The organism is Bradyrhizobium sp. USDA 4474 (assembly GCF_054057515.1).
This window is the reverse complement of record NZ_JBSRZJ010000002.1, coordinates 2,379,280-2,405,189: the sequence shown is the minus strand read 5'-3', so window position 1 is coordinate 2,405,189 and position 25,910 is coordinate 2,379,280. Positions and strand designations below refer to the sequence as shown.

At 64.7% G+C, this 25,910-nt stretch carries 32 protein-coding genes and 1 riboswitch; of the genes, 13 read left to right on the top strand and 19 right to left on the bottom strand.

The window, feature by feature from the left end:
• The first annotated feature begins 278 nt into the window (after positions 1-278).
• Positions 279-437, top strand: a riboswitch (FMN riboswitch).
• A gap of 74 nt (positions 438-511) precedes the next feature.
• Positions 512-1,057 carry a 6,7-dimethyl-8-ribityllumazine synthase gene (locus tag ACVW16_RS13155; protein WP_456699626.1) on the top strand — a complete coding sequence of 182 codons (546 nt, stop codon included), beginning with the start codon at positions 512-514 and terminating at the stop codon, positions 1,055-1,057.
• 43 nt (positions 1,058-1,100) lie between these two features.
• Here the strand turns inward: ACVW16_RS13155 and ACVW16_RS13150 are convergent, their stop codons facing one another.
• From ACVW16_RS13150 to ACVW16_RS13115, 8 genes are all read right to left on the bottom strand, one after another.
• The gene (locus ACVW16_RS13150) at positions 1,101-2,135 is read right to left on the bottom strand and encodes a D-alanine--D-alanine ligase family protein (protein ID WP_456737286.1); all 1,035 of its coding nucleotides are present in this window, start codon (positions 2,133-2,135) and stop codon (positions 1,101-1,103) included.
• Positions 2,132-3,160, bottom strand: coding sequence for a putative zinc-binding metallopeptidase (locus tag ACVW16_RS13145; protein ID WP_456737287.1), 1,029 nt, complete (start codon positions 3,158-3,160; stop codon positions 2,132-2,134). Before ACVW16_RS13145 ends, ACVW16_RS13150 begins: the two co-directional genes overlap by 4 nt.
• Positions 3,161-3,326: 166 nt before the next feature.
• Positions 3,327-4,280 carry a ribose-phosphate pyrophosphokinase gene (locus ACVW16_RS13140; RefSeq protein ID WP_456699623.1) on the bottom strand — a complete coding sequence of 318 codons (954 nt, stop codon included), beginning with the start codon at positions 4,278-4,280 and terminating at the stop codon, positions 3,327-3,329.
• 194 nt (positions 4,281-4,474) lie between these two features.
• A complete protein-coding gene (locus ACVW16_RS13135) occupies positions 4,475-5,095 on the bottom strand; it encodes a hypothetical protein (protein ID WP_456699622.1) in 621 nt (206 codons plus the stop codon).
• 183 nt (positions 5,096-5,278) lie between these two features.
• Positions 5,279-6,046, bottom strand: coding sequence for a peptidoglycan editing factor PgeF (pgeF, locus tag ACVW16_RS13130; protein ID WP_456699621.1), 768 nt, complete (start codon positions 6,044-6,046; stop codon positions 5,279-5,281).
• The gene (locus ACVW16_RS13125) at positions 6,046-7,164 is read right to left on the bottom strand and encodes a class I SAM-dependent methyltransferase (protein ID WP_456738824.1); all 1,119 of its coding nucleotides are present in this window, start codon (positions 7,162-7,164) and stop codon (positions 6,046-6,048) included. Before ACVW16_RS13125 ends, pgeF begins: the two co-directional genes overlap by 1 nt.
• Before the next feature lie 18 nt (positions 7,165-7,182).
• Complete coding sequence (lgt, locus tag ACVW16_RS13120; RefSeq protein ID WP_456699619.1) at positions 7,183-8,025, bottom strand: prolipoprotein diacylglyceryl transferase; 843 nt, start codon at positions 8,023-8,025, stop codon at positions 7,183-7,185.
• An 8-nt stretch (positions 8,026-8,033) separates the two neighbouring features.
• Positions 8,034-8,771, bottom strand: coding sequence for a dienelactone hydrolase family protein (locus ACVW16_RS13115; RefSeq protein ID WP_456737289.1), 738 nt, complete (start codon positions 8,769-8,771; stop codon positions 8,034-8,036).
• 195 nt (positions 8,772-8,966) lie between these two features.
• Between ACVW16_RS13115 and ACVW16_RS13110 the strand changes: the two genes are divergently transcribed.
• From ACVW16_RS13110 to ychF, 4 genes are all read left to right on the top strand, one after another.
• A complete protein-coding gene (locus ACVW16_RS13110) occupies positions 8,967-9,227 on the top strand; it encodes an accessory factor UbiK family protein (RefSeq protein ID WP_456699617.1) in 261 nt (86 codons plus the stop codon).
• Positions 9,228-9,492: 265 nt separating this feature from the next.
• On the top strand, positions 9,493-10,218 hold the full coding sequence (locus tag ACVW16_RS13105; RefSeq protein ID WP_456699616.1) for a 50S ribosomal protein L25/general stress protein Ctc: 726 nt from the start codon (positions 9,493-9,495) through the stop codon (positions 10,216-10,218).
• A gap of 61 nt (positions 10,219-10,279) precedes the next feature.
• Positions 10,280-10,885, top strand: a complete 606-nt coding sequence (pth, locus tag ACVW16_RS13100) for an aminoacyl-tRNA hydrolase (protein WP_456737290.1) — start codon at positions 10,280-10,282, stop codon at positions 10,883-10,885.
• 5 nt (positions 10,886-10,890) lie between these two features.
• Positions 10,891-11,988 carry a redox-regulated ATPase YchF gene (gene ychF, locus ACVW16_RS13095; protein WP_456699614.1) on the top strand — a complete coding sequence of 366 codons (1,098 nt, stop codon included), beginning with the start codon at positions 10,891-10,893 and terminating at the stop codon, positions 11,986-11,988.
• 18 nt (positions 11,989-12,006) lie between these two features.
• Here ychF and ACVW16_RS13090 read toward each other — a convergent pair whose 3' ends face one another.
• A complete protein-coding gene (locus ACVW16_RS13090; protein WP_456699613.1) occupies positions 12,007-12,303 on the bottom strand; it encodes a DUF4282 domain-containing protein in 297 nt (98 codons plus the stop codon).
• 160 nt (positions 12,304-12,463) lie between these two features.
• Here ACVW16_RS13090 and ACVW16_RS13085 point away from each other — a divergent pair, with 160 nt between their 5' ends.
• From ACVW16_RS13085 to ACVW16_RS13075, 3 genes are all read left to right on the top strand, one after another.
• A complete protein-coding gene (locus ACVW16_RS13085) occupies positions 12,464-12,916 on the top strand; it encodes a MaoC family dehydratase (protein ID WP_456737291.1) in 453 nt (150 codons plus the stop codon).
• A complete protein-coding gene (locus ACVW16_RS13080; RefSeq protein ID WP_456699611.1) occupies positions 12,916-13,395 on the top strand; it encodes a MaoC family dehydratase in 480 nt (159 codons plus the stop codon). The genes ACVW16_RS13085 and ACVW16_RS13080 overlap by 1 nt, the downstream gene beginning before the upstream one ends.
• Positions 13,396-13,595: 200 nt before the next feature.
• The gene (locus tag ACVW16_RS13075; RefSeq protein WP_456699610.1) at positions 13,596-13,742 is read left to right on the top strand and encodes a hypothetical protein; all 147 of its coding nucleotides are present in this window, start codon (positions 13,596-13,598) and stop codon (positions 13,740-13,742) included.
• 41 nt (positions 13,743-13,783) lie between these two features.
• On the opposite strand, the gene ACVW16_RS13070 is transcribed toward ACVW16_RS13075, so the two are convergent.
• From ACVW16_RS13070 to ACVW16_RS13050, 5 genes are all read right to left on the bottom strand, one after another.
• Positions 13,784-13,921 carry a hypothetical protein gene (locus tag ACVW16_RS13070; RefSeq protein WP_456699609.1) on the bottom strand — a complete coding sequence of 46 codons (138 nt, stop codon included), beginning with the start codon at positions 13,919-13,921 and terminating at the stop codon, positions 13,784-13,786.
• 161 nt (positions 13,922-14,082) lie between these two features.
• Positions 14,083-14,511, bottom strand: coding sequence for a hypothetical protein (locus tag ACVW16_RS13065; protein ID WP_092230134.1), 429 nt, complete (start codon positions 14,509-14,511; stop codon positions 14,083-14,085).
• A gap of 172 nt (positions 14,512-14,683) precedes the next feature.
• The gene (locus tag ACVW16_RS13060; protein ID WP_456737292.1) at positions 14,684-15,601 is read right to left on the bottom strand and encodes a hypothetical protein; all 918 of its coding nucleotides are present in this window, start codon (positions 15,599-15,601) and stop codon (positions 14,684-14,686) included.
• 212 nt (positions 15,602-15,813) lie between these two features.
• Entirely contained in the window at positions 15,814-16,254 is a 441-nt protein-coding gene (locus ACVW16_RS13055; protein ID WP_456737293.1) for a nuclear transport factor 2 family protein, read from the bottom strand.
• Positions 16,255-16,439: 185 nt separating this feature from the next.
• Positions 16,440-16,718 carry a hypothetical protein gene (locus ACVW16_RS13050; RefSeq protein WP_456737294.1) on the bottom strand — a complete coding sequence of 93 codons (279 nt, stop codon included), beginning with the start codon at positions 16,716-16,718 and terminating at the stop codon, positions 16,440-16,442.
• A 228-nt stretch (positions 16,719-16,946) separates the two neighbouring features.
• Between ACVW16_RS13050 and ACVW16_RS13045 the strand changes: the two genes are divergently transcribed.
• On the top strand, positions 16,947-17,183 hold the full coding sequence (locus ACVW16_RS13045; RefSeq protein WP_456699605.1) for a hypothetical protein: 237 nt from the start codon (positions 16,947-16,949) through the stop codon (positions 17,181-17,183).
• 145 nt (positions 17,184-17,328) lie between these two features.
• Here ACVW16_RS13045 and uvrB read toward each other — a convergent pair whose 3' ends face one another.
• The 4 genes from uvrB to ACVW16_RS13025 all read right to left on the bottom strand — a co-directional run bounded on the left by uvrB (position 17,329) and on the right by ACVW16_RS13025 (position 21,927).
• Entirely contained in the window at positions 17,329-20,286 is a 2,958-nt protein-coding gene (gene uvrB / locus ACVW16_RS13040) for an excinuclease ABC subunit UvrB (RefSeq protein WP_456738823.1), read from the bottom strand.
• A 123-nt stretch (positions 20,287-20,409) separates the two neighbouring features.
• The gene (locus ACVW16_RS13035; RefSeq protein WP_456699603.1) at positions 20,410-20,640 is read right to left on the bottom strand and encodes a hypothetical protein; all 231 of its coding nucleotides are present in this window, start codon (positions 20,638-20,640) and stop codon (positions 20,410-20,412) included.
• 42 nt (positions 20,641-20,682) lie between these two features.
• Positions 20,683-20,910 (bottom strand): hypothetical protein, encoded by a 228-nt coding sequence (locus ACVW16_RS13030; RefSeq protein ID WP_092230147.1) that lies wholly within the window; start codon positions 20,908-20,910, stop codon positions 20,683-20,685.
• Positions 20,911-21,009: 99 nt separating this feature from the next.
• Positions 21,010-21,927, bottom strand: coding sequence for a LysR substrate-binding domain-containing protein (locus tag ACVW16_RS13025; protein ID WP_456699601.1), 918 nt, complete (start codon positions 21,925-21,927; stop codon positions 21,010-21,012).
• Between the two features lie 191 nt (positions 21,928-22,118).
• On the opposite strand from ACVW16_RS13025, the gene ACVW16_RS13020 reads away from it, so the two are divergent.
• The 3 genes from ACVW16_RS13020 to ACVW16_RS13010 all read left to right on the top strand — a co-directional run bounded on the left by ACVW16_RS13020 (position 22,119) and on the right by ACVW16_RS13010 (position 23,955).
• The gene (locus ACVW16_RS13020; protein WP_456737295.1) at positions 22,119-22,898 is read left to right on the top strand and encodes a TSUP family transporter; all 780 of its coding nucleotides are present in this window, start codon (positions 22,119-22,121) and stop codon (positions 22,896-22,898) included.
• Positions 22,895-23,125, top strand: a complete 231-nt coding sequence (locus tag ACVW16_RS13015; RefSeq protein ID WP_456699599.1) for a hypothetical protein — start codon at positions 22,895-22,897, stop codon at positions 23,123-23,125. Before ACVW16_RS13020 ends, ACVW16_RS13015 begins: the two co-directional genes overlap by 4 nt.
• A gap of 131 nt (positions 23,126-23,256) precedes the next feature.
• A complete protein-coding gene (locus ACVW16_RS13010) occupies positions 23,257-23,955 on the top strand; it encodes a glutathione S-transferase family protein (protein WP_456737296.1) in 699 nt (232 codons plus the stop codon).
• 77 nt (positions 23,956-24,032) lie between these two features.
• On the opposite strand, the gene ACVW16_RS13005 is transcribed toward ACVW16_RS13010, so the two are convergent.
• The gene (locus ACVW16_RS13005) at positions 24,033-24,236 is read right to left on the bottom strand and encodes a cysteine-rich CWC family protein (RefSeq protein ID WP_456737297.1); all 204 of its coding nucleotides are present in this window, start codon (positions 24,234-24,236) and stop codon (positions 24,033-24,035) included.
• Positions 24,237-24,350: 114 nt separating this feature from the next.
• Between ACVW16_RS13005 and ACVW16_RS13000 the strand changes: the two genes are divergently transcribed.
• The gene (locus tag ACVW16_RS13000) at positions 24,351-25,910 is read left to right on the top strand and encodes a DUF1800 domain-containing protein (RefSeq protein WP_456737298.1); all 1,560 of its coding nucleotides are present in this window, start codon (positions 24,351-24,353) and stop codon (positions 25,908-25,910) included.

Sequence of the window (25,910 nt, the reverse complement as noted above, 5' to 3'; positions counted from 1 at the left end):
GGATCAACTGATGTGATTTGCGGAATCTGCGCAACTGGGTCGCGAGTCCGTCCACAAGCCAGGACTCGTTCGTCCACAGCTCATCTCGGACACAATTATTAATTTGAGAACAAACCGGAATCGGATCGAGCCGGCCGCCGGCTCAATCGTTAATTCCGCCCTGCGGGGGCCGTCTCGCTCCAGCGGAATGGGACCATGCGGCTTTTTGGGGCGGAACAGGCTTGCTGTGGCCGCGGACCGGCGTCATATTTCCGGTCAGGTCGTTCATCCCGAACGGCCGATGTTCTCAGGGCGGGGTGAAAGTCCCCACCGGCGGTAAGGGCCGAAAGGCCCAAGCCCGCGAGCGCCTTCCCCAAGGTTTTGGCTGAGGGGAAGGGTCAGCAGATTCGGTGCAACTCCGAAGCCGACGGTTAAAGTCCGGATGAAAGAGAACGGTCGGTGGCAGACGCATCGCAGGATGCGGCTGTCTGTCGTTCCGTGTGCCCTGATTCTGGTCCTGAAGAGGAAAGCCATGAATCAGATGCTGCAAGATCCCCAAACCGAAACCTCCCAAGCACAACCGCCGGTTCCAGTGACCGAGCATCCCCGCTTCGCAAAACCACAGCGGGTGGCCTTCGTGCAGGCCTGCTGGCACCGCGACGTGGTCGCGGAAGCCCGCATTGCCTTCTTGAAGGAGGCCGAGGCACGCCATCTCACCCACGTCGACGTGTTCGAGGTGCCGGGCTCGTTCGAGATCCCGCTGCATGCGCAGGTCCTCGCCAAGACGCGGCGCTACACCGCCATCGTCGCAGCGGGCCTGGTCGTTGACGGCGGCATCTATCGTCACGAGTTCGTCGCCGACACCGTGATCAAGGCGCTGATGGACGTGCAGCTGCGCACCGAGGTGCCGGTGTTCTCCGCCGTGCTGACGCCGCAGCAATTCCACGAGACCGAGGTGCACTACGATTTCTTCCGCAGGCACTTCACGATCAAGGGCATCGAGGTCGCAGCCGCCTGTGCGGAGACGTTGCACGGCCTGGAGCGGCTGCGCGGCCAGGTCGCGGCGGGGATTGTATAGCGGTCGCAAAGACTCGCGCTCCTCTTCCTGAGGAGCGCGTAGCTCACCCCAGCGACACCCCGGCCTTGGCGCGGCTGATCCCGAGGGTCAGGATTCGATGTAGCAGCTCCTTGTATTTCAGCCCGTCATGTTGAGCCGCTGTGGCAAACTCCTGGCTCTTGGCGATCTCGGGGTTGGGGTTGGCTTCGATGAAATACGGCGTGCCGTCGGCAGCGAGGCGGAAATCGATGCGCGCGTAGCCGTCGAGGCCAAGCGCCCGGTAGATGCGTTTCGCGGCACGCTGGATGCGCGCGGTGACTTCGGGCGCGAGATCCTTCGCCGGTCCGTCGACGATGCCGACGCGCTCCTGATAGTCGGTGTCGTGCTTGGCTTTTTCGGTGGCGATATGGCGTGAACTGCGCCCGCCCATGCTGCCGAACTTCAATTCCCAGACCGGCAGCACGCGCAGCCGGTTGTTGCCGAGCACGCCGACATAGAGCTCGCGGCCTTCGATGAACTGTTCGGCGATGGCGGCCGTTTCGCTCCGATCATGGATGAAGGCGACGCGCTCCGCGAGCTTTTCGTCGGTATCGACGATGGAGGCCTGCGAGATGCCGGCAGATCCATCCATGTTGAGGCTCTTGACGATCAGCGGCAACGCAAGATGCTTTGGCCGCTTGACCTTGCGCCGCATCGGGAAAACGGCGAAGGCCGGGACCGCGATCCGGCGGTGATGGACCAGCGTCTTGGACAGGTCCTTGCCGCGCGCCAGGATCAGGCCACGCGGGTTGCACCCGGTATAGGGGACCTTCATCAGCTCGAGATAGCTGGCGATGTGCTGATCGTAGGCGACGTTGTAGTGGAATTCTTCCAGCAGCGTGAACACCACGTGCGGCTTGAACTCCTCGATTGCTTCGCGGACCGGCCTGATTTCCTCCTGCGCGCCGAGTGCGCGGACCTCATGGCCGGCCGCGCGCAAGGTGCTGACGACGTCGTATTCCGTTTTCCAGTTGTTGATCTCCCGCGCCGTGTAGCCGTCGGAGGAGTCCGGGGGCACGAAGTCCGGATGCATCAGCACGAGAATGCGGAGTCGTCTCATAGCGCGATCCATTTGCGCCGAGACGGGCCGAACAGTGCGTGCATCGTCTTGGCGGTCACGAGGACGGTGAAATCGAGAACGAGCTTCTGTTCGGGGCCCACCGCGCGCAAGTCGAGCTCGCGGCAGCGGGAGATCATGTCGTCGAGCACGGCATCGAGGGTGAGCTGGTTCTCGCCGGTCCATCGCGCGACCAATTGCCTGATCCGGCCACGGTGCCGCCGGATCAGGCTCGATGCGGGCCGGGACCGATGATGCCGTGGATCGGCGGAAAACAGCCGGGACAGGTCGCGATCGTAGGTCTTCGGCGGCGTGAAGGCGTAGAAGGCCTGCTTCTTCTTGTAGTGGTCTTCCAGCGTCTGGCTGAGCTGGCCCAACGGATCGACGCGTTCTCGCGTGGTGATGACAGGTCGCTTTCCCGCGATCTCGCCCATCAGCTCGTCGACATATTCAAGCTTTCTCAGCGCCGGCCAGCCGGCATATCGCGTCCGCCAGTTCGAGCGCGGTCGCAACCACACCGCAAACGTTTCGGCGAAATCCTCGTCCGGGTGGCTCTGCGCGTACCAGAGCCTGAGGTGCTGGACGTAACGCCGGCTCGCCGGGTTGGGCCGGTAATAGCGTGGATAGTGCTTCGAAGACGGTCCGAACAGCTGCTGCCAGCGCCGCCGGCGCTGCAACTGGAAGCCGTGCTGCACGGCATGGCCGGCCTCGTGACGAAGGATGGCCATGCACTCGCGCCAGGTGCCGCCCTCGACGTCGAACATCATCTTCTTCTCGAGCTTCATCAGGCGCGGATGGGCGAGATAGAACGGAATCGCGATTCCGGGCACGTCACCCGGGCTGAACCATTCGCTCGATATCCATGTATGCGGCCGCAGCCGGATGCCGCGCTCTTCCATCTCCTCGTGCAGCGCGGCGACGCAATCCGCGAGCCAGGTGCCTTCGACCTTAACTTTCAGGCTGGAGAGGCGCTGCTTGAGCAGCTCGTCATCCGACAGCTTTTCCCAAGCGAGTTTCCGGCGCGGCATCAGGTATCCAGAGGGGATGACTCAATGTCACGATGATGTCATGGGTAGCCACCGGCAACAACCCGTAGGGGCGGCGCGCCAGGGTTCGATGCCGTAGGCTGGGTTACGCCGAGCAGATGCGCTTTGCGCATCTCCACGCCTGACCCACCCTACGAAGTCAGCGTGATCAGTCGAACAGGCTCGAGACCGACTCTTCCGCCGCGGTGCGCGCGATGGCGTCGGAGATCAGGCTGGCGATCGGCAGCGTGCGGATGTTCGGCGCCTTGGTCACCGCTTCCGTGGCCAGGATCGAATCGGTGATGACGAGCTCTTTCAGCTTCGAACCGGCGATGCGGGCGGCCGCGCCGCCGGAGAGCACGCCGTGGGTGATGTAGGCGTAGACCTCCTTGGCGCCCTTGGCGATCAGCGCATCGGCTGCGTTCACCAGCGTGCCGCCGGAATCGACGATGTCGTCGACCAGGATGCAACTGTAGCCGGAGACGTCGCCGATCACGTTCATGACCTCCGACTCACCCGGTCGTTCGCGGCGTTTGTCGACGATCGCGAGCGGGGTGTTGATGCGCTTGGCGAGGCCGCGGGCGCGGGCCACGCCGCCGACGTCGGGCGAGACCACCATCACCTTGCCGAGGTCGAAACGTTCGCGGATGTCACGCACCATCACGGGCGCGGCGAACAAATTGTCGGTCGGGATATCGAAGAAGCCCTGGATCTGTCCGGCGTGCAGGTCGAGCGTCATGACGCGGTCGACGCCGGCATGGGTGATCAGATTGGCAACGAGCTTGGCCGAGATTGGCGTGCGCGAGCCGGAGCGGCGGTCCTGCCTGGCATAGCCGAAATAGGGGATCACGGCGGTGATGCGGCGCGCCGATGAGCGGCGCAGCGCGTCGGTGATGATCAGTAGCTCCATCAGATTGTCGTTCGCCGGAAACGAGGTCGACTGGATGATGAAGGCATCCGAGCCGCGGATGTTCTCCTGGACCTCGACGAAGATCTCCATGTCGGCGAAGCGCCGCACCACCGCTTTGGTCAGCGGCACATCGAGGCCCTGCGCGATGGCTAGCGCGAGAGCCGGATTGGAGTTGCCGGCGACAAGCTTGATGGAGCCGTTCTTGGCCGACATGGACGCTTCCTCCCGCGCTTTGCTGGATACGACGTTCAACATCAGAAAATACCCACTGGCAGCACGGTTACGACGGGCGAGGAAATATCAGGCGAGAGGCCGCAATGGCAACCCGGGATGCTACGTTTTCCCTCTGAAAACCCTGAGTCGGGCCAACAGCTTGGCGGTAAACCGGGCCCGTGGTTTAGCGGTGGTTATTGCTGGGCATAACTGAGCGCTCCGGCCGGCATCGCCGGCGCCGCAGCCTCCGGCGTGACGCTGGCCACGGCAGGTCCGCGCAGGTCCGGAACCGAACCTGGCGCATCGGTCGGCGCACCATTGATCATATTGGAAAGTCCGCTGAATCCGGCTTGGGCGATCTTCCGCAGCACCAGATCGTCGGCAGCCTGCCAGGGGTCGCGGCCGCCCTTGGCTGTGGTTGGTTCCTCGCCGGACAGCCGTAGCGCACGCTGCTGGTTGGCGTCGTAGACGTCCCAGACCCAGGCGATCACGGTCCTGCCGCGCACCACCTGGGCGGAGAGGTAGCTGCGCACGTGGTAGGCGGCCGTCCCCTCGCGGGAAACGATCGAGAGACTGCGCAGCTTGGATTCGCTGTCGAGCACGCCGACCATGCGGTCGAACACCTGCGGCGGCGGTCCGTCAATGGACTCGAATGCCACCGTCGCGCCGGAGCCGGCGCTCGGCGTCGCCATCGCGTAGGAGTTGGCGGGCGCGTTGCCGCCGGCACAGCCGGCCAGCACAGTCGCTGCCGTCAGCAGCACGACCGCCAGCACGCGCGAGCCCGCATGGCGCAAGTTGGATGACGCTTCCCTCATTGGGGGCAGCGATATCGTTAAAATCGATTAAGGTCTAGGGCAGAGGCGCCACAGACCACTGTCATTCCCCGGCGCGCCTCTCGGCGCGAGCCTGGAATCCGTTTCGCCGCGTCAACTGCTGAGCGTGGATTCCGGGTTCTCGCTTCGCGAGCACCGGAATGACACAGTGTGTTGCTCTTGTGTTCACCCTTCCAGCGCGATCGCGTGGACGTGGCGGCCGTAGTCCGACTCTTTGCGATGCACCGAACGGCGATAGCTGAAGAAGCGTTCGTCCGCGTAGGTATCGAGACCGAGGTCGTCGATCATCAGAATGCCGGCGGCTTCCAGCCGCCTGCGGATGAAGCCGGCGAGATCGAACATCGCGTGGCCCTCGCGCACCGACGGGATGAAGAATGCAGCATTCTCGGCATCCGCCTCGATGAAGCGTTCAACGAACTCGTTGCCGACCTCATAGCTGTCCTGCCGGATCAAGGGACCGATCGCGGCGATGATGCCGCTGCGCGAGGCGCCGAGTTTCTCCATCGTCGCAATCGTGGACTCGAGCACGCCGGTCAGCGCGCCTTTCCAGCCGGCATGTGCGCCGCCGATCACGCGGGCATCGGGGTCGACGAACAGCACCGGGCCGCAATCGGCGGTGGAGACGCCGAGCGCGATGCCCGGCGTTCGTGTCACCAGCGCATCACCCTTCGGCCGCGGTCCGCTCGGCCATGGCGCGTCGGCAACGAGCACGTCGGGGGAGTGGATCTGGTGCAGGCTGAGGAAGCGGTCGGCTGCGACGCCGACATGCTCGGCCATACGGCGGCGGTTCTCTGCAACCAGGGCCTGATCGTCGTAGGAGCCGAGCCCGCCGTTCAGCGCGGCATAGATCCCACTGGAGACGCCCCCTTCACGCGTGAAGAAGGAATGGCGCAGGCCGGGCACCGCCGACAGCAGCGACGACGTGACGGTCATCAATTGCCTCCGCCCGGTTCCAGATCGCTGAGGCCGGCAAGGCCCGTCAGCCGCGGCTCGGAGACGCCGAGCACCTTGAACATCGCGCCCATGCCGCCGCGCCCGGTGTCGGTCAGCCGCTTCAGCGCCACCGAAATGTCGGTGGCGACTTCAGGCGTCGCCTTCTGCATCAGCGCCGCCGCGCGGGTGTCGATACCGATGCGCTTGAGGAAGTCACCTTGCGTCACCGGCCCGTGCACGCGCGCGCCGACGTCTTCGGCCGCCCGCGCCAGCGCCTGAAAGTCGACATGGGCGGTGACGTCGGCCTGGCCGGGAGCCTTCAGCGGATCGGTGAAGCTATGACGCGCGATCGCCTGGAAAGTGTCGCCGGCATCGCTGCGCAGATGGCCGTAGTCGATGATCAGCGCCGCGCCGTCCTGGTCGCGCACGCGCATGGCGAGCTTCATGATCTCCGTATCGGGCCGCCATTCGAACACTGCGCCGACCGGCGCCGCCCGCACAAGGGGCGGCAGCAGCACGTCGAAGCGCGGCGTCGGCTCGGATGCGGCGCCGAACTGGAGCTTGCCGTTCGGATCGATCTCGATCACGCGCTCATGCCAGCCGTCTTCGCGCTTCACCATCTGGTGGATCGGCAGCACGTCGAAATATTCGTTGGCGAGAATGACTGCCGGTCCTTCAGGCACCTCGTCGATAGTGTCGTGCCAGGAGACATTGTTGCGTACGCCCGACAAGGTCGCCTGCTGCCGCTCGCGCAGGACCGGATTGACCTCGACCAGATGAATGCGGAGCCCCTGATAGAGCGGTGGGAGCACGCGCAGTGCGCGCAACGCGTCGGCCATCATCGTGCCGCGGCCGGGACCGATCTCGATGAGTCGCAGGGATTGCGGCGAGCCCATCTGTTTCCAGACCGAGGCCGTCCACAACCCCAGCAGTTCGCCGAACATCTGACTGACTTCGGGCGAAGTGGTGAAGTCGCCTTCGCGCCCGAGCGGATCGCGCGAGACGTAATAGCCGTAGCGCGGATGCATCAGGCACGCTTCCATGTATCGCCAGACCGGCATGGGGCCTGACGATTTGATCAATGCCTTGATCTCGTTGAGCAGGGGCTGTTCGGTCACGTGTCTTCTCGAAATGAATTAACGAACGGCTTCGGTGGCCCTCGGCGCGCCGCGCCTGAGAGCCAATACAATAAGTATGCTGCCGACAATAAGCATCGGGATCGACAACAGCATACCCATGGTTAATCCGCCCCAGAGATAACCGAGCTGAACGTCGGGCTCGCGGAAATGCTCGCCGATGATCCGCGCCAGGCCATAGACCAGGATGAAGGCACCGAGGATCATGCCGGGACGCTTCAAGGCCCCCCTTCGGATCATCACCGCGAGCACGACGAACAGCAGGACGCCCTCCATTCCCGCTTCGTAAAGCTGGCTCGGATGGCGCGGCACATCACCGCCGGTCGGAAAGACCATGGCCCAGGGCAGACTCGGGTCGGCTGCGCGGCCCCACAGCTCCCCGTTGATGAAGTTGGTCAGTCGCACCAGGAAAATTCCGATCGGCGCAACGCCGCAGGTGATGTCGCCGAGCGACAGGATCGAGATGCCATTCTTCCGGGCGAACCATATCACCGCCACGACGCAGCCGAGAAAGCCGCCGTGGAACGACATGCCGCCTTCCCACAATTTGAAGATGGCCGCCGGATGCTCGGTGAAGAACGGCAGATTGTAGAACAGCACGTAACCGGTGCGGCCGCCGAGAATGATGCCGAGCGTCACCCACAGGATGAAATCGTCGATCTGCGTCAGGCTGATCGGCGATGCGCCGGCCCATAGCCTGTCCTTCTTGATCAGTGAACGTGCATACAGCCAGCCGAACGTGATCCCGCAGATATAGCCGAGCGCGTACCAGCGGATCGCGAACGGCCCGATCGCGACCGCGATCGGGTTGAAGGACGGGAAGTCGATGAGCAGAGGGGGCATCGCGCCTGCTATTGCTGGACGAGATTGCGGCGATAGAGCGCCAGCAGCCGCTCCCAATGCCGCTCGGCGGCGTCGCGGTCATAGACCGGGCGCTTGGGGAAGGCAAAGCCGTGATGCGTGCCGGGATAGACCTCGACCTCGGCTTTCGCGCCGCTCATGCCCTGCTTGACCTTCTCGATAATCTCCGGCGGCGCGTAGATATCGGTCTCGGCGCAGGCGAAATACAGCTCAGCCTTGGTCTTGCTGGCCGCGAGATGCGGGCTGTCATCCTGGTCGGTCGCGAGCTGCACACCGTAGATCGAGGCGGCGGCCTTGACGCTTTCAGGGAAGTGCGTGGCGGCGTTGATGGCGTAGCGTCCGCTCATGCAGTAACCGACGGTGCCGACAATTTTGCTGTTCGCAGCCGTCTGACCCTCGGCATAGGTGAGCAGCGCGCGCGTGTCGTCCATGATCATGGGAATGGTCAGTGAGCCCATCAGCGCGAACATGCGCTTGCGCTCCGGCGCGTCCGGGTCGGCCGGCAGCGCGCCGAGCTCCATCACGCCCGAGCGGTAATAGAGGTTCGGCAGCATCACGTAATAGCCGGAGGTCGCGAGCCGGCGGGCCATGTCGCGCAGCTCTTCGCGGATCGCCGGCGCGTCCATATAGAACAGGATCACCGGGAACGGTCCGCCGCGTTCGGGATGGACGATGAAGGTCGCGGTGTGGCCGTCCCTGGTGGGGATTGCGATCTGCTGCTCGATCATGTCTTGCGTTCCGCGTTGTGATTCCCGTTATGCCGGGACGTTGAATACGATTGCAAGGAAACCGGGGCATGACAAGGATACCGCGGCGCGGCCCTTGAACCTGTCACCGCGGATTGCCATTGTCTTTCCACGTGTTCGCGCAAAGTTTATCGGGGCCGCCACCAGATCGATAAGCGACCGATACAGGAGACCGACATGACCCAGACCACCAACCGGTTTTTCGACGAGATCGGCCGCATGATGAACGATGCCGCCGGTGCGGCTCAGGGCGTCAAGCGCGAGTTCGACACTGTCATGCGCAACCAGGCTGAAAAATTCCTGCGCGACATGGACCTGGTCAAGCGCGAGGAGTTCGAGGCGGTCAAGGACATGGCCCGCCTGGCGCGCGAGGAGAACGAGACCCTGAAGGCACGCATCGCGGCGCTGGAGGCCAAGCTCGGCGGGGCCACCGGCTGAGGTCGTCATGCCCGGGCTTGTCCCGGGCATCCACGTCTATCCTCCCACCTCGCAATTCCTGGATGGCCGGGCCAAGCCCGGCCATGACAGTGTTCCGGGCCAGACCGGCCCCCGCAAAAAGTCCCCGCATTTCCTTGTCATTTCCGCATCTTCCGGGTAAAAGCCCGCCACGTTCACGGCCCCCGCACCCCTGGAGGCTTGCTGTGGACCATGCCATGGGCCGCGCTGCGGCCCATTAACTTTTGCAAAAACAAGGACTTAGACTATGGCGACGACCGTCAAGGAATTGAAGGCGACCGCACGTCCGAAGAGCGGCAAGGGGGCCGCCCGGGCTGAGCGTCGCGCCGGCAGAGTGCCCGGAGTGATCTATGGTAACAACCAGCCCCCCGTCACGATCTCGATCGAAGATCGCGAACTGCGCCAGCGCATTCTGGCCGGCCGGTTCCTGACCACGCTGGTCGACATCGACCTCGAGGGCAAGAAGCATCGCGTGATTCCGCGCGACTACCACCTCGATCCGGTCAGGGACTTCCCGATCCATGTCGACTTCATGCGGCTCGGCGAAGGCGCTACCATTCGCATCAGCGTTCCCTTGCATGTCGTGAAGGCGGAAGGTTCGCCCGGCGTGAAGCGCGGCGGCACCGTCAACATCGTTGCCCACGCGATCGAGCTCGAATGCGGCGTCGAGAGCATCCCGCAGTACATCGAGGCCGACGTCGGCTCGCTCGAAATCGGTCACTCGCTGCATCTGTCTGACATCAAGCTGCCGGCTGGCGTGAAGGCGCTGACCCGCGAGGACGCGACCCTGGTCACCATCGTGCCGCCGTCCGGCTACGCCGAAGAGCAGAAGGCCGCTGCTGCGGCTGCTGCCGGTGGCGCGGCTCCGGGCGCGGCGGCTGCTCCGGCAGCTGGCGCTGCGGCTCCGGCTGCGGGGGCTGCTGCGCCTGCGGCTGCTGCCAAGGCTCCCGCCGGCGGCGACAAGAAGAAGTAATCTCTCAAAAGAGCCGGCGCGTGATCTCCGATCGCGCTCCGGCTGAGGGGCGCGCCGCGTCATGCGACTCTTTGTTGGGCTCGGCAATCCTGGCGCGAAATACGCACGTAACCGGCACAATATCGGCTTCATGGCCGTCGACGAGATTGCGCGGCGTCATGGTTTCGCACCATGGCGCCGTCGCTTTCAGGGTGAGACTTCGGAAGGCACGCTCGGCACTGAGCGCGTGATCCTGCTCAAGCCCACGACCTACATGAACGAGTCCGGCCGCAGCGTTCAGGAAGCGGCGAGCTTCTTCAAGATCGCGCCCGGCGACATCACGGTGTTTCACGACGAGCTCGAGCTGCCGCCGGGCAAGGTGCGGGTGAAGATCGGCGGCGGCATCGCCGGCCACAATGGCCTGCGCTCGATCTCGGCGCATATCGGCAACGAGTATCGCCGTGTCAGGCTCGGCATCGGTCATCCCGGCGTCAAGGAGATGGTGCACGGCCATGTCCTGTCGGACTTCGCCAAGGCCGACAACGACTGGGTGACGACGCTCTGCGACGCGGTGGCCGAGCACGCCGCACTGATCGCCAAGGGCACGGACGCGACCTTCGCCAACAGGGTGCATCTGGCGATGCAGGCGAAGGGATTTTTGACCAAGGACGAAAACGGCAAGGAATAACGCTCGTGGGATTCAAATGCGGAATCGTCGGATTGCCCAATGTCGGCAAGTCGACCTTGTTCAATGCGTTGACCGAGACGGCTGCGGCGCAGGCCGCGAACTATCCGTTCTGCACCATCGAGCCCAACGTCGGCGAGGTCGCCGTGCCCGATCCGCGGCTCGACAAGCTGTCGGCGATCGCCAAATCGGCGCAGATCATTCCGACCCGCCTGACCTTCGTCGACATCGCCGGCCTCGTGCGCGGCGCTTCGAAGGGTGAGGGTCTCGGCAACCAGTTCCTGGCCAACATCCGCGAGGTCGACGCCATCGCGCATGTGGTGCGTTGCTTTGAGGATTCCGACATCACCCATGTCGAGGGCAAGATCGCCCCGCTCGCCGACATCGAGACCATCGAGACCGAGTTGATGCTCGCCGACCTCGACAGCCTCGAGAAGCGCGTCGACAACCTGACCAAAAAGGCCAAGGGCAACGACAAGGACGCCAAGGAGCAGCTCGACCTCGTCAACCGCACGCTGGTGCTGCTGCGCGACGGCAAGCCCGCGCGGCTCGTGGAGCGCAAGGCGGAGGAGGAGCGTGCTTTCGGCATGCTCGGCTTGCTGTCGTCCAAGCCCGTGCTCTATGTCTGCAACGTGGAGGAAGGCTCGGCTGCGACCGGCAATTCGTTCTCCAAGGCTGTGCAGGAGCAGGCGGCGAAGGAAGGCGCCGTGGCCGTCGTGATCTCCGCCAAGATCGAATCCGAAATCGCGACCATCTCGCGCGACGAGCGCACCGACTTCCTGGAGACGCTGGGTCTGGAAGAAGCCGGCCTCGATCGCCTGATCCGCGCCGGCTACACGCTGCTCGATCTCATCACCTATTTCACTGTCGGCCCGAAGGAAGCGCGGGCCTGGACCATCTATCGTGGCACCAAGGCGCCGGGCGCCGCCGGTGTCATCCACACCGATTTCGAGAAGGGCTTCATTCGCGCCGAGACCATTGCCTATTCGGACTATATCGCCTTCAACGGTGAAGCTGGCGCCCGCGATGCCGGCAAGCTCCGCCTGGAAGGCAAGGAATACGTCGTCGCCGACGGCGACGTGATGCACTTCCGGTTCAATACGTAAGGCGCGAAGCGGGGTGCCTCACCGCATCCCGCCGCCCTGATCCCTGATCGCGCCGAGATGCTCGTTGATGCGAAACACGATCAGGATCAATTCCGCGGCGATGCGCGAGAACACGATGCCGACGACGACGCCCGCGATCGATTCCAGCACGACGAGGAACCCGGCAAACGGGCTGATTGCCATCGCGGTGAGGCCGGCAAAGATTCCGGAGAGCCCGAACAGGCAGATCACGCCGATCACCAGCCAGTAGAAGGTCTTGATGATCGTCGGCGTGATGAAGCGGTCCCATTGAAACAGGTCGCTGAATGAAAACATCTCTCTCCCCCGTGCCAGATCGCGCCCCCCGGCCGCGCCAGCAGACGATGAGACAGGTCTGACCCTACTCGCTGAATGTAGCACGAGCCATGCGGACCGGCCGGTTGAGATTGCCGCAAAGTGCGGCCACAATCTGTCCTTCCCGCAAAGCTTTTCCGAGATGACCCTGACATTCGAAGATTTCCCGCCCGGCCGCTATGGAACGTTCGGCCCGCGCCACGTCAGCCGCGACGAGATTTTGGCGTTTGCCGCCGAGTTCGATCCGCAGCCGATGCACCTCGATGACGAGGCTGCCAGCAAAAGCATGCTGCGCGGCCTCTCCGGCTCCGGCTGGCACCTCTGCTCGCTGATGATGCGGATGATGGCCGACGGGTTCATTACCCGTGCCGCGTCGCTCGGATCTCCCGGGGTCGATGAAGTGCGTTGGCTGTCGCCACTCAGACCGGGCGACGACCTGACACTGGATGTTGACGTGCTCGAGGCGCGTACCTCGAAGAGCCGTCCGAATCTCGGCATCGTCAAGTTCAAATGCACGGTGCGCAACGGCAGGGGCGAAGCGCTCGGCGAGATGGTCTCGCCGATCCTGATCGAACGGCGCGCGGGAGCGGTCTGATGCGGTTCTTCGAAGAGATCGAGATCGGGCAGCGTCGCGACATCGGCAGCTATAAATTCACTGCGGAATCCATCAAGGCCTTCGCCGCCAAGTTCGATCCGCAGCGCTTCCATCTCGACGAGGAGGAGGGCAAGAATTCGCTATTTGGTGGGCTCGCTGCGTCCGGCTGGCATGTCGGCTCGGCCTGCATGAGCCTGCTTGTCGCCGACGGCCAGCGTCAGGCGCGGGAAGCCGCAGCACGCGGCGAGGAGGTCGCAGTGTGGGGCCCGTCACCGGGCTTTCGCGATCTGCGCTGGATCAGGCCGGTGCTGTCAGGCGATACCGTGAGTTACGCAAATGTCGTCATCGACAAGCGCAGCTCCGCCTCGCGCCCTGGGTGGGGCATTCTGACTGCCCGCACCACCGGCACCAACCAGCGCGGCGAGGAGGTGTATTCCATCACCGCCAGCGCGTTCGTGCCGATGCGGAAGGGCGGTTAGACCAGTTCCAGAATGAACGACAAAAACAGCGCGCGAGTGTTGCCCGCGCGCTATGGACGCGATTCCGGGTGGCTGCCATAAGCCTCCCCAAGATGGCTGGCGCTCGCAAAGCGGCTGCCGGAACCATCGAGTTGCTAACCAATTATGAACCTGTCGCTGTCTATTTGAACGAACTGGGCAGAGTACAGGGGACGAGAACAATGGCAGACCGCGGCGCACTCAAGCTGGTCGGATTCATCTTCGCTACCACGACCCTGGCCGTGATGCTGGTGGCCGGGATGGTGGTGAAGGGTTACGCCGACGGCGCCTACACCCTGGAAGCCTCGACGGTCGAAGCGAGCCGTTAAGGCCTCGTTAACTTCTGGGAGCCGCGACGCGGCCTTCGCCTTCAGCGGCTGTAGACGAGCGCCAAGATCCCGATTGCAACAGCCAGCAGCCCGACAAAGCGCAGCATGATGGTCCCGAACTGGTTCGGCGCGGGCCGCAACGGTATCGGGTCCGTGTTATCGGGCCGAATGCTTTCCATCTGAGATGTCCCCGAGGCCCGGCCGTCGGCGGCACGGGCACCAAGGCATTGGTCGCCGGAGCGGGGCGGACGGTTCACGGTTGAGCACGAACTCTATCCGGAATCAAAACCGCCGCGTCCCTTCCGGAACGCGGCGGCTGGTGATGCCGGGGTCGGCGCGATCAGCTGTTGCGCAGGCCGTCGGCGGCGCGCTTCCACTGAGCGACGTTGTCGGCGATCATGCGGGTCGACTTCATCGCGGCTTGGCTCAGCTGGGCGTAGCCGGAGATCTCGCGCTGGACGCGCTGGCCTTCGGCGTGGAGCAGGTCGCGCAGGCTTTCGAGCTCGGAGATCAGATTCTCGATCTCGGCAAGCGAGGTGCCGGCGACGCGCTGGATCAGCGAGTTGACGTTGGTGACGGTTGCTTCCGCGCTGGGATCGAGCGGCGGCGAATCCGTGGCCGTGGTGGTCGCGGCGGGCCGGCGCAGATAGGCGATATCGTTGCGGACGAAATCGCGGATGCCGGCTTCGACTTCCGTCACGGCGGCGAGGTTGCTGTCGACCGTCTCGGTCTCGGTGGTCTCGGTCTTTTCCGGACGCATGGCGTTCATCGTTATTCCCCTGTTCGCGTTGAGCGCAGCGCGAGTGTCCCCCGCACGACGATGTGTGTCAGGCCGGCGCATCTGGGCGTCGGATTTTGACCGCAACGGGGCCGAGATGCGGCAAGGCCGGACCATTCGGGGGCTTTGCCGTGGCGCATGGTTACGAGAGTCTAAAGAAGGCTCACCAGCTCTTCTTGAATCCGGCCGTCACGCTCTTGCTGATCGCGCCTTGCGAGGTCTCGCCGACCGAGCCGGAGACGGTGACGTTGTCGAACAGCTTCTGCTCGGCGCCGACCTTGCGCAGCCATTTGTCGTCGTTGGTCGACATGGTCTGGCCGGCAGTGATGCTGGTGCCGGTGTCGGTGAGGGTCACCTTGGCAGACTGGTCGGTCTCGTAATTGATGTGCCCGCCGACGCCGGGCAGCGCCGCGGTGCCCTGCTGGTTGACGCTGTAGCCGTTCTGCAGCGTCAGCGACGTATCGCCCGACAGCGGCAGCGATTTGGTCAGCGACGCCGCGAGCTTGCTCTGCTCGGTGCCGGGATCGACGCGCGCTTCCACCGCGGTCTTGTCCCAGACGACGCCGGCGCCCGGCGCGGTGGCGGCGGCCCAGGCGCTGCCGGAGGATTGCGGCAGGTTGCCGCCATTGGCGGCCTTCTCCGCCAGCAGCTCCGACATCGTGGTCGGCTCTTTCGTCACGGTCATGTCGGCGCCGATGCGGGTGTCCCAGAACGGCGACACCGACTGCTTCACCGTGACGGCCGAGGAGCCGTTGGCATTGACGTTGGTCGACCAATTCATGCCGCTGGCGGCGGCGGCCTTCGCGCGCTTCTTGGCGGCCATGATGTCGTTGAGCGTGCCGGCGTCGATGGCGAGCTGGCTCCAGTCGAGCTTGTCGACGTCGATCCCCTTGAGCACGTCGGCGTCGTTGACGTCAGGGGCCGTCTCGGCGAGCTCGGCCTCCTCGTCATCAGGCGTGACCGCACCGGGGGCGGGGGAGAAGGGCGGAATGATCTGCGCCTGGGCCGTCAGCATCGAGCCAAAAATGAACGCGGCCGCCAGCGGCAGCCTGATCCGGCCTAAACCTGTCGAGAATTCCATTGCCTTGCCCGCGAGCCCAGTTCGCGCGGAAGATGCGGAACTATCGTTGCGAAATTGTGGCGTTCAGAATAGCGAACCAACGGGCCGCGCGAAAGGCGCGCGCCCGACGACGAGCTTGTCCACGACGCCGTCCGGCGGGGCTGGAGGCCATGACGAAGTCGCGGTAGCATCAATCGACCGGTCCCGCATTGCGGAGCCCGTTGGTGTCCCGCTCAGCCGACGCCGGTCATCCTTGGCAGATGAATGGCGCGGCCGAGTGCCTGCTCGACCAGATCGAACGTATCGACCAGCACCCGCATGCTGACGAGCCTGTCAGCCCTGAACTGGGCGAACTGCGCCACGCGCAAGCTGATCGGCTTGTCGGAATCGAGGGCCGTCAGCGAATAGCGCAGCATCGAGGAGGCGGAATCGATGCCCAGCATGATGCTCTCGCGGTCGAAGCGGCGGACGCGGAAATTGTCGGCGAGCTGGCGGATGACCTGGAGCACGGCCGCCTTGCCCTGGCGCGCGCCCAGGAACGGAAACATGTCGATCGGACCGTAGATCGCCCACTCGACGTCCTCGTCGATCAGGGTCTCGATATCCTCGAAATGCCGGTCGTTGATCGCGCGGTGCAACGCACGCGAGAAACGCCAGAGACTGTGCTCCGTCATTTTGGGGCGTCCTGAAACTGGCTTGCAGAAAAACGGAAAACAACCCCGTGCACAGCAAGGTGCCGAAGGGCCGGTCAATTCATTCGTATACGAACAAATACGGGATTTCCGGAAAAACTCAAATCACGTTTTTGCAATGCGCAAGTGAGCGCGAAATGTGAGATTTACAATAGAACCCCGCAATTTTACCGGTCCCGGCCACGGGCCGGCTCGGTCGCGGACCCCGGCTCAACCGCGATGACGTCGTCGCGCATGGCCAGCAGGGCGAACAGCACCCCGCCGCCGATCCCGCCGATGGCGGCCCCCACCGGCATGAAGGTGAAAAACACCAGCATGCCGCTATAGCCTTCGAAACGCGTCGTATGCGCGATCTCGAGCCAGGCGAGCCCGGCCCCGATGCCGAGCGCGGCTCCGCCCAATGCGCCCAGGAACAGTCCCAACATTGCAAGCAACGCAACTTTCATCGGCACCGATCCCCAGCCGGCGTTCCCAACGTCCCCTGATCAGTCGAAGGAGAGGCGAGGGAGGTTCAAGCCCGCGACAGTGCTCACTCCCGTGCCGACCTGGCCTTCGCCGGGATGACGGCGGACATCTTGACGCCGTGCATGTGAGCGCGTCTCGCGCCACGCGGCGAGTGCGGGAACCCAGCGCGTTTGTGTTCGTTGAGACGCCGGACACCGCAGGAGACAATCATGAAATCCCCGCTCATCGCGATCACCGCCGCGCTCCTCATGCTGGGCGCAAGCTCCGCCGCCAATGCCAAGGGCTGCATCAAGGGCGCCATCGTCGGCGGCGTGGCCGGCCATTATGCCGGCCATCACGGCATGCTCGGCGCCGCCGCCGGCTGCCTCTACGGCCGTCATCGCGCCAACGAGCAGGACAGGCAGCAGCAACAGCAGAGCCAGGTGAACGGCCAAGGCAAGCTGTAAGCGCCTGTCCGCTCTCCGACAAGATCACTGAATGATGCACCCAACATGCTGCATCGCGTCGGCTCGCGATGACCGGGCTGATACTGTCCGTGATGGCGGTGAGTGCGCGGTGAGGACACCCGCCACTCATCGACCAAACGAGCACCTACCTCTTCTTCCACCCACCCCGTCGCCCCGGCGCGCCACCGGTCGACTTCGGTGCCGGCCCGAACTCCGGTCCCGACTGCCGTGAATCCGTCGGCTGGATGATCCGGCTCGTGCTGCCGAACGGCTTTGACGGCAGCGACTGGTTTTCCCGATAGGGCAGCGATTCCGGGCCGTGCATCTCGTCGAGATGCGGCTTGTGCACTTTCGAGCCGCTGCCGCCGCCGCTGGCTTTCAGCGCGGAGCTCACGGTCTTTTTCTTCATGGCGCTGACCGGCAGGTTCGCGGCATCGCCATACTTCCTGGTGCCGGCATAGGCGCCGGCCTTGACCTGCACGGTGCGCTGCTTGGCGGTGGGGTCGTCGACGACGGCGAGCTCGGTGGCGCGCAGGCGCTTGACCTCGTCGCGGAGGCGGGCGGCTTCCTCGAAGTTCAGATCGGCGGCGGCCTCGCGCATGCGCGTCTCGAGATCGGCGAGCACGGCTTCGAAATTGTGGCCGATCGAGATGACGTCGTCGGTCATGTCGTGGCCGCCGATCTCGACCAGCACGTGGTCGCGCTCGTAGACCGAGTTGAGGATGTCGCCGATCTGCTTCTTCACGCTCTCCGGCGTGATGCCGTTGGCATTGTTGTACTCGACCTGCTTCTCGCGGCGACGGTTGGTCTCGGCGATGGCGCGCTCCATCGAGCCGGTCATCTGGTCGGCATAGAGGATCACCTTGCCGTCGACGTTGCGCGCGGCGCGGCCGATGGTCTGGATCAGCGAAGTCTCGCTGCGCAGGAAGCCTTCCTTGTCGGCGTCGAGAATCGCGACTAGCGCGCATTCGGGGATGTCGAGGCCTTCGCGCAACAGGTTGATGCCGACCAGCGCGTCGAACGCGCCCAAGCGAAGGTCGCGGATGATCTCGATGCGCTCGATCGTGTCGATATCGGAGTGCATGTAGCGGACACGTATGCCCTGCTCGTGCAGATATTCGGTGAGGTCCTCCGCCATGCGTTTTGTGAGAACCGTGATCAGCGAACGGTAGCCGGCCTGCGCGGTGGCGCGCACTTCGCCGACGAGATCGTCGACCTGGGTGCGGGCGGGGCGGATGTCGACGGGCGGGTCGATCAGCCCGGTCGGGCGGATGACCTGCTCGACGAACACGCCGCCGCTCTCGTTCAGTTCCCAGCTGCCCGGGGTCGCCGATACCGCGACCGTCTGCGGCCGCATCATGTCCCATTCCTCGAAGCGCAGCGGGCGGTTGTCCATGCATGACGGCAGGCGGAAACCGTATTCGGCCAGTGTCGCCTTGCGGCGGAAGTCGCCGCGGAACATGCCGCCGATCTGCGGCACGGTGACGTGGCTTTCGTCGGCGAACACCAGCGCGTTGTCGGGGACGTATTCGAACAGCGTCGGCGGCGGCTCGCCGGGCAGCCGCCCGGTGAGATAGCGCGAATAATTCTCGATGCCGGCGCAGCTTCCCGTCGCCTCCATCATCTCGAGATCGAAGGTGGTGCGCTGCTCCAGCCGCTGCGCCTCCAGCAGGCGTCCCTGGCTGTTGAGCTGGTCGAGCCGCTGCTTCAGTTCAGATTTGATCGACTTGATCGCCTGCACCAGCGTCGGGCGCGGCGTCACATAGTGCGAGTTGGCGTACATCTTGATGAATTCGAGCTCGTCCTGCTTGTGGCCGGTGAGCGGATCGAACTCCTCGATACTCTCGATGGTGTCGCCGAACAGGTTCACGCGCCAGGCGCGGTCTTCATAGTGCGCCGGGAAGATGTCGATGACGTCGCCGCGCACGCGAAACGTGCCGCGGGTAAAGTCGGCCTGCGTGCGCTTGTACTGCAGCGCGACGAGGTCGGCGATGAGCTGGCGCTGGTCGATGCGCTCGCCCTTCTTCAGCGCGAAGGTCATCGCGGTGTAGGTTTCGACCGAACCGATACCGTAGATGCAGGACACCGAGGCGACGATGATGACGTCGTCGCGTTCGAGCAGCGCGCGCGTCGCCGAATGGCGCATGCGATCGATCTGCTCGTTGATCGAGGAGTCCTTCTCTATGTAGGTGTCCGTGCGCGGCACATACGCTTCCGGCTGGTAGTAGTCGTAATAGCTGACGAAGTACTCGACCGCGTTGTCGGGGAAGAAACTCTTGAACTCGCCGTAGAGCTGGGCGGCGAGCGTCTTGTTCGGCGCGAGGATGATGGCGGGCCGTTGCGTCGCCTCGATCACCTTGGCCATGGTGTAGGTCTTGCCCGAGCCGGTGACGCCGAGCAGCACCTGCGAACGTTCGTTGCGCTGGATGCCCTCGACAAGCTCGGCGATCGCGGTCGGCTGGTCGCCGCGCGGCTCGTATGGCGATTTGATCTCGAAACGGACGCCGCCTTCCGACTTTTCCGGGCGCGGCGGCCGGTGCGGGGTCCACACTTTGGTGGAGCCGTCGTCCTTGCGGAACTCGGGCCGGCCCTCGCGGATCAGCGATTCCAGTGCGTCGGCCGTCGCCTTGACGCCGAGCGCCTCCATCTTGCTGCGCGGTGGACGCGCGAGTGCCTCGGCATCGTCCTCTTCGGTCGGCAGGCCGAGCTGACGCGCCAGTTCCGGATCGAGCGTCGGGATCGTGGCCGCGGTTCCGTAATTGGCCTGCGGCGCCTCGCCTAGACCTTCGGTCGAAGCGCGGGCGCCTGCCGGCTGCGGATTGGGCCGCAGCGGCATCGGCCGCGTCGAATCCTGCGGAAACTCCTTCGGCGTCGACGCGCGGGCCCGATGCGCCGCGGCCTCGCCCCCGGCGCGGCGATCGCGCGAATTATCCGGCGGCGGCTGCAGCCCGGTACCCGATCCCAGCCCGGCATCGCCGCGATTGATTGCGGGATTGAGCAATTCGGCCAGGGCCGGCCCGATCGGCTGCACATCGGGCCGATGTGCCTTCGAATTCGGTGCTTTGGCTTTCGGAGATTTCGGGGGAGCAGGTTTCTTCGCCATGCTCCGAATATGGGACGAGTCCGCCCCTCAGAAAAGGGCGAATGCCCGTTCCGTGCGCAGGCTGCTGACAGCAGGTTGGCAGCAGGTCTTGTTCAGTGATCCCTGTTACGTGACCGCTGGCGATTACGCCACCGGCAGCGGCCCGTCGCCGTCGCCGACCGTCAGGCGCGGCTTGAGGATATCGAGATGGATCCCGCCGCAATCGATGCAGCGCATGGTCCAGTACTCGCATCCGGCGCGGCCGCCGATCACACGGAGCACCGTGAGATCGCCATCGCATTCCGGGCATATCGCCAGCACCTTGCGCGGATAGATCCTTGACCCTGGATCGTTGTCGTATTCGATGACCGACATGAACCGGTGTCCCCTGTTGCGCTTCAGTCCTGTTGCCGTCGACTATTCGTCGTCGCGGTCGTCGGCGCGGTGGCGGAAGCGGTCGATGTGATGCTTGGCGTCGGCGATCGCGGCGTCGGAATCGGGCCAGGCGAAGCCGACTTCCATGGTCGGAAACAGCACGCCATCGATGGCAACCGGGCTGAAATCGGCGCGCCGGATACGGGCGTGCCACAGCCCCTTGCCAGCTTCGAAGGATTCGATGTCAAAGCCGTCGTAAAGGGTCGTCATTGGTGGTCCCCAAAATGGTCTCGTGCCGGAGGGTTAGAGCACCACGTTTGCGGATTTGGAAATGTGAAGCGGTTCACAAGCGGCCGGCTTTTTTAGGCGTCAGCTCCGCGCCGCGACGCGTCCGGACCGCCGCGGCCTCGCCGCGGGTTCCGCTGCCGCCCGCATGATCCAGCGGCGGAACGCGGCGAAGTCGCGCTGTTCGGTCTGGAAACTGCGGTACAGCAGGTACCAGCGCATGCCCTTGGGCACGGAGAGCTCGAAGAACGGCGCCACCAGGCGTCCGGCGGCGAGATCGTCGTCGATATAGGGCCGGATGCCCATGGCGATGCCGAGCCCGTCGGCCGCGGCTTGCAACGCCTGGCCGTAGAACTGGAACTCGGGCCCGCGTGGATTGATGCGGGTGAGGTTCGCGGCCTTCAGCCAGAGCGGCCAATCCTCCGGCGAATGCTCGACGCGGATCAGGCTCGGGCCTTTGAGGTCGGCCGGCCGCTTCAGGCTGGCGGCGAGGCGGGGCACGCAGACCGGCGTCAGGTCGCCGGCGAACAAGGGCTCGGCGACGAGCCCCGGCCAGTCGCCGGTGCCGAGCTTGATGCCGCAGCTCCAGTCCTCGCCGAACGGCACCGACGCCCCGCCGGTGGTGAAGCGTACCTCGATGTCAGGCTCTTCGTTGCGAAACTCCGACAGCCGCGGAATCAGCCAGCGCATCGCAAACGTATGTCCGACGCCGATGGTGAGCACGCGCACGCTGGACGGCGCCGTCACCTGCGCGGTGAGGCTGGCGAGCGCATCAAAGATCGGCGTCAGCCCGCTCTGATAGGCGCGGCCTGCCTGCGTCAGCACCAGCCTGTTGGCCTTGCGCTCGAACAGCGCGACGCCGAGCCGTTCTTCCAGCAGATGGACCATGCGGCTGACGGCGGCCGCCGACACGCTCAGCTCGATGCCAGCCGCAGCAAAGCTGCCGGTCCGCGCCGCCGCCTCGAATGCCTTGATGCCGTTGAGAAAGAGCAGCCGTCGCAACTGAATCGACCCTCAGGAAAGCTGATGCCAGGCCAAGATAACTCAGTTTGCGAAGGCAGAGCAAGCGAGGCACAAACATCAGCGTAATTCATGCTGATTGTTGAGGGGCGCACGGCCTTTCGCCTCTCCCCGCAAGCGGGGCGAGGCGGAATGGGCAGCCTGCGTCCCGCGCCTGTCGAAAGGAGACCCACGTGACGCCCATCATGATTGCTGCGCTTGGATTGCTGATGGTCGGCACCGCGTTCCTGTCGGGGCTATTCGGCATGGCGGGCGGGCTGATCCTGATCGGCGTGCTGCTTGCCCTGATGCCGCTGCCGACAGCGATGGTGCTGCATGCGATCACGCAGATGGCCTCGAACGGCTGGCGCGCTTTGCTGTGGCGCAAGCATATCCGCTGGCGGCCGGTCGCAAACTACATGGTCGGCGCTGCCATCGCGCTCGCGGCCTGGTCGCTCACGCGCTACGTGCCCGACAAGCCCATGGCGCTTTTGATGTTGGGTGCCACGCCGTTCATGGCGCGGCTGCTGCCGACCAGTGTCAAGCCCGACCCTGATCGCCTCTGGCAGGGCACCGTCTATGGCACGATCTGCATGGGCTTGATGCTGATGACCGGCGTCTCCGGCCCATTGCTTGACACCTTTTTCCTCGGCGGCAATTTCGGCCGGCGCGAGAAGGTGGCGACCAAATCGATGTGCCAGATCGTCAGTCATTTCACCAAGCTGATCTATTTCGGCGGTGTCATCGACCAGGCCGCCTCGCTCGATCCCGTGCTGGCCGGCCTTGCGATCGCGGCCTCGATGCTGGGCACCACGCTGGCGCGACGCCTTCTCGAGGCCATGACCGACCAGCAATTCGTGGCCTGGTCGAACAAGCTGATCACGACCATCGGTTGCTACTACATCGCCTATGGTGGCTGGCTCCTGCTGCGCGTGCCGGTGCTTGCCGCGTTGACCAAGGGAGGTTTGCAATGAGCGAGACGGCCGACCCGCTGGTGCTGGATTTCGTCGAATGGATCGCGCGCGAGCCACGCGCCTATGCCGAGGTGATCGCGACCTGGAAGACCTCCTGCCCGCGCCTCACCATCTGGGAGGACGCCGCCGATCGTGGCTTCGTCGCACGCGAAACGCTGCCCGGCCTCGGCCTGGTCATCGCCGTGACGGAAGACGGTGAGAGGCTGCTGCGAAACAACGGGCGGTAGCGTCTCGCCACATCGTCGTTGCGAGCGCAAGCGAAGCAATCCAGAATGCCTCCGCCGCGGTAGCCTGACCGTAACATCAGGCGCGGGTCGGCCTTCGGCCGGTGCTAAGCTCGCAATGACGGAACCACACCATGTCGCTCAAACTCTACGAACTCGTCGGCACCGATGCCTCGCGCCCGTTCAGCCCCTATTGCTGGCGCACGCGGATGGCGCTGGCGCATAAGGGGCTGACAGCGGAATCGCTGCCGTGGCGCTTCACCGAGAAAAGCACGATCGCGCCGCACGGCTCGGACAAAGTCCCGGTGCTGCTGCATCACGACAAGCCGGTGGTCGATTCCTGGGCGATCGCGAACTATCTCGAAGACAATTTTCCGGATCGTCCGTCGCTGTTCGGCGGCGAGGGCGGCCGTGCCATGGCGCGCATGATCAATGCCTGGGGCGATATCGCGATCGTCGGCGGCATCTTTCCGCTCATCATCGCCGACATCCCGAAGAATCTGGCCGAGATCGATGCCGCGTATTTCCGCCAATCGCGCGAGGCGCGGTTCGGCGGCAAGACACTCGAAGAGATCATGGCGAGCCGCGACACCGGCGTCGTCGCGTTCCGCAAGTCGCTGGAAGTGATGCGGCAAACCTTCAAGACGCAACCCTATCTCGGCGGCGCTGCGCCGAACTATGCCGACTACATCGTGTTCGGTGGTTTTCAATGGGCACGTGTGGTGAGTCCGTTCGGGCTGATCGAGGCCGATGATCCGATTTACGTTTGGCGCGAAAAGCTGCTCGATGCGTTCGACGGCATGGCGCGGATATCGCCGGGGCATCCAGTGTAGACTTCGCAGGGTCGGCAAAGGCGGATCGCGCCGTGCCCACGCCATGGAAATGGTGGGCACGCTTTCGCTTGCCCATCCTACGGTCCTGCCTCCGCCGCCGCCTTCCGCAAACATTCCCGGCACAAGCAATCCTCGCCCTTGATCGGCATCGGCAGCTTGGCGGTCTCCTCCGCGCACCAGCAATGGCCCGCGAGATCGCAGCCGAACTCGGCGCCGCAGCGGGAACAGGCGAGGCGGCGCGGGACCGGTTGGGTCAGCGTGATTTCTTTCGGATTTGTCATGATTCAGGTCGAAGCTTTGCCGTCATTTTCATGCCGGGTTCATCTGTCGCTGCAGTATATTAGGCGCCGCGTGCAAACCAGGAAAGTGGTTGGCAACGCGCGGAGAACAAATCGATGGCCCGCGATTCGCAAGCCGCTCTCGTCGCGCTGAACCGCTTCGGCTTTGGGCCGCGCGGCGGCGCATCCGGCGATCTCGTCAATGCAGCCTCCGACGCCAGAGGTTTTGTGAAGGCGGAACTGGCGCGTCCCTATGGCGTGCTGCTTGAGGCGCCTGGGCTGCAATCGACGCCGCAACTCGGACAGGCTGCATTCGCGTATCAGGACGAGGTCAAACAGGCGCGCGAAGCCGCGAAGGTGGCCACGCCGGCCGAAGCGCCCGCGCCGCCCGCCGAGCAGAAGGCCGACAACCAATTGCGGCGCAATCTTTCGCTCAACACGGTGACCAGCGAGATCGCGGGCCAGCAGACGGCTGACGCGAAGCAGGCCGGCGCCACGTCGAAGCCCGAAAGCATGCAGCCTGGCGTCTCCGCGCCGGCCGCTGCAAAACCGGCACAGCCGCTCAACGTGATCCAGAAGACCTTTCGCGCCGAGGCGCTGGCGCGGTTGCAGCGCGCGATGCTGGTCGATTGCGGCTTCACCGAGCGCCTGGTCGTGTTCTGGTCGAATCATTTCTGCATCTCCGCGAGCAAGGGCGAGCTGGCGCGGATGTGGGCCGGCGCCTTCGAGCGCGAGGCGATCCGCCCGCATGTCCTGGGCCGCTTCGCCGACATGCTGCAAGCGGTCGAGCAGCATCCGGCGATGCTGTTCTTCCTCGACAACCAGCAATCGCTCGGACCGGATTCGCGCGCCGGGCAGAACCGCAAGCGCGGGCTGAACGAAAATCTCGCGCGCGAGATCATGGAGCTGCATACGCTCGGCGTCGGCGGCGGCTATACGCAAGCCGACGTCACCTCGCTCGCGCGCATCATCACCGGCTGGACCTTTGCGGGCCGGAAAGGCCAGCTTGGCGCGCCCGGCGCGTTCGTCTTCAACGCCAATGCGCACCAGCCGGGGCCGCAGGTGCTGCTCGGCAAAACCTATGAAGCGAACGGTCTCGCGCAGGGCGAGGCCGCACTTGCCGACATTGCGCGGCATCCGTCGACGGCGAATTTCATCGCGACCAAACTCGTTCGCCACTTCGTCGCCGACGATCCGCCGCCGGCGCTGGTTGCGCGGTTGCGCGACGTCTTCGTCAAGACCGACGGCGATCTCAAGGCACTGGCCGCGGCGCTGGTCGATTCCGACGAGGCGTGGAAAGCGCCGCTGACCAAGATGCGCTCGCCCTATGATTTCCTGGTCGCGAGCGGCCGGCTGCTCGCGCGCATGCCGGAGGATCCCGGCTTCTATCTCAATGGTCTGAACCTGCTGGGCCAGCCGTTATGGACCCCGGCCGGGCCGAACGGTTTTCCGGATACCGCCGCGGCCTGGGCCGCGCCGGAGGGCATCAAGCTCAGGCTCGATATCGCTTCGCAGATGGGCGCGCGGCTCGGACCCAACATCGATCCGCTCGACCTCCTGGAATTCGCGGCGGCGGACGCCGCGTCGGTCGAAACCCGCAAAACCATCGAGCGCGCGGAATCGCGCCAGCAGGCGCTGGCGCTGCTGCTGATGTCCCCGGAAATTCAGAGGAGATGA

Coding starts and splice junctions, on each gene's coding strand:
- ACVW16_RS13155 (WP_456699626.1), top strand. CDS start 512: ATGAATCAGATGCTGCAAGATCCCCAAACCGAAACCTCCCAAGCACAA.
- ACVW16_RS13150 (WP_456737286.1), bottom strand. CDS start 2,135: ATGAGACGACTCCGCATTCTCGTGCTGATGCATCCGGACTTCGTGCCC.
- ACVW16_RS13145 (WP_456737287.1), bottom strand. CDS start 3,160: ATGCCGCGCCGGAAACTCGCTTGGGAAAAGCTGTCGGATGACGAGCTG.
- ACVW16_RS13140 (WP_456699623.1), bottom strand. CDS start 4,280: ATGTCGGCCAAGAACGGCTCCATCAAGCTTGTCGCCGGCAACTCCAAT.
- ACVW16_RS13135 (WP_456699622.1), bottom strand. CDS start 5,095: ATGAGGGAAGCGTCATCCAACTTGCGCCATGCGGGCTCGCGCGTGCTG.
- pgeF (WP_456699621.1), bottom strand. CDS start 6,046: ATGACCGTCACGTCGTCGCTGCTGTCGGCGGTGCCCGGCCTGCGCCAT.
- lgt (WP_456699619.1), bottom strand. CDS start 8,025: ATGCCCCCTCTGCTCATCGACTTCCCGTCCTTCAACCCGATCGCGGTC.
- ACVW16_RS13115 (WP_456737289.1), bottom strand. CDS start 8,771: ATGATCGAGCAGCAGATCGCAATCCCCACCAGGGACGGCCACACCGCG.
- ACVW16_RS13110 (WP_456699617.1), top strand. CDS start 8,967: ATGACCCAGACCACCAACCGGTTTTTCGACGAGATCGGCCGCATGATG.
- ACVW16_RS13105 (WP_456699616.1), top strand. CDS start 9,493: ATGGCGACGACCGTCAAGGAATTGAAGGCGACCGCACGTCCGAAGAGC.
- pth (WP_456737290.1), top strand. CDS start 10,280: ATGCGACTCTTTGTTGGGCTCGGCAATCCTGGCGCGAAATACGCACGT.
- ACVW16_RS13090 (WP_456699613.1), bottom strand. CDS start 12,303: ATGTTTTCATTCAGCGACCTGTTTCAATGGGACCGCTTCATCACGCCG.
- ACVW16_RS13085 (WP_456737291.1), top strand. CDS start 12,464: ATGACCCTGACATTCGAAGATTTCCCGCCCGGCCGCTATGGAACGTTC.
- ACVW16_RS13080 (WP_456699611.1), top strand. CDS start 12,916: ATGCGGTTCTTCGAAGAGATCGAGATCGGGCAGCGTCGCGACATCGGC.
- ACVW16_RS13075 (WP_456699610.1), top strand. CDS start 13,596: ATGGCAGACCGCGGCGCACTCAAGCTGGTCGGATTCATCTTCGCTACC.
- ACVW16_RS13070 (WP_456699609.1), bottom strand. CDS start 13,921: ATGGAAAGCATTCGGCCCGATAACACGGACCCGATACCGTTGCGGCCC.
- ACVW16_RS13065 (WP_092230134.1), bottom strand. CDS start 14,511: ATGAACGCCATGCGTCCGGAAAAGACCGAGACCACCGAGACCGAGACG.
- ACVW16_RS13060 (WP_456737292.1), bottom strand. CDS start 15,601: ATGGAATTCTCGACAGGTTTAGGCCGGATCAGGCTGCCGCTGGCGGCC.
- ACVW16_RS13055 (WP_456737293.1), bottom strand. CDS start 16,254: ATGACGGAGCACAGTCTCTGGCGTTTCTCGCGTGCGTTGCACCGCGCG.
- ACVW16_RS13050 (WP_456737294.1), bottom strand. CDS start 16,718: ATGAAAGTTGCGTTGCTTGCAATGTTGGGACTGTTCCTGGGCGCATTG.
- ACVW16_RS13045 (WP_456699605.1), top strand. CDS start 16,947: ATGAAATCCCCGCTCATCGCGATCACCGCCGCGCTCCTCATGCTGGGC.
- uvrB (WP_456738823.1), bottom strand. CDS start 20,286: ATGGCGAAGAAACCTGCTCCCCCGAAATCTCCGAAAGCCAAAGCACCG.
- ACVW16_RS13035 (WP_456699603.1), bottom strand. CDS start 20,640: ATGTCGGTCATCGAATACGACAACGATCCAGGGTCAAGGATCTATCCG.
- ACVW16_RS13030 (WP_092230147.1), bottom strand. CDS start 20,910: ATGACGACCCTTTACGACGGCTTTGACATCGAATCCTTCGAAGCTGGC.
- ACVW16_RS13015 (WP_456699599.1), top strand. CDS start 22,895: ATGAGCGAGACGGCCGACCCGCTGGTGCTGGATTTCGTCGAATGGATC.
- ACVW16_RS13010 (WP_456737296.1), top strand. CDS start 23,257: ATGTCGCTCAAACTCTACGAACTCGTCGGCACCGATGCCTCGCGCCCG.
- ACVW16_RS13005 (WP_456737297.1), bottom strand. CDS start 24,236: ATGACAAATCCGAAAGAAATCACGCTGACCCAACCGGTCCCGCGCCGC.
- ACVW16_RS13000 (WP_456737298.1), top strand. CDS start 24,351: ATGGCCCGCGATTCGCAAGCCGCTCTCGTCGCGCTGAACCGCTTCGGC.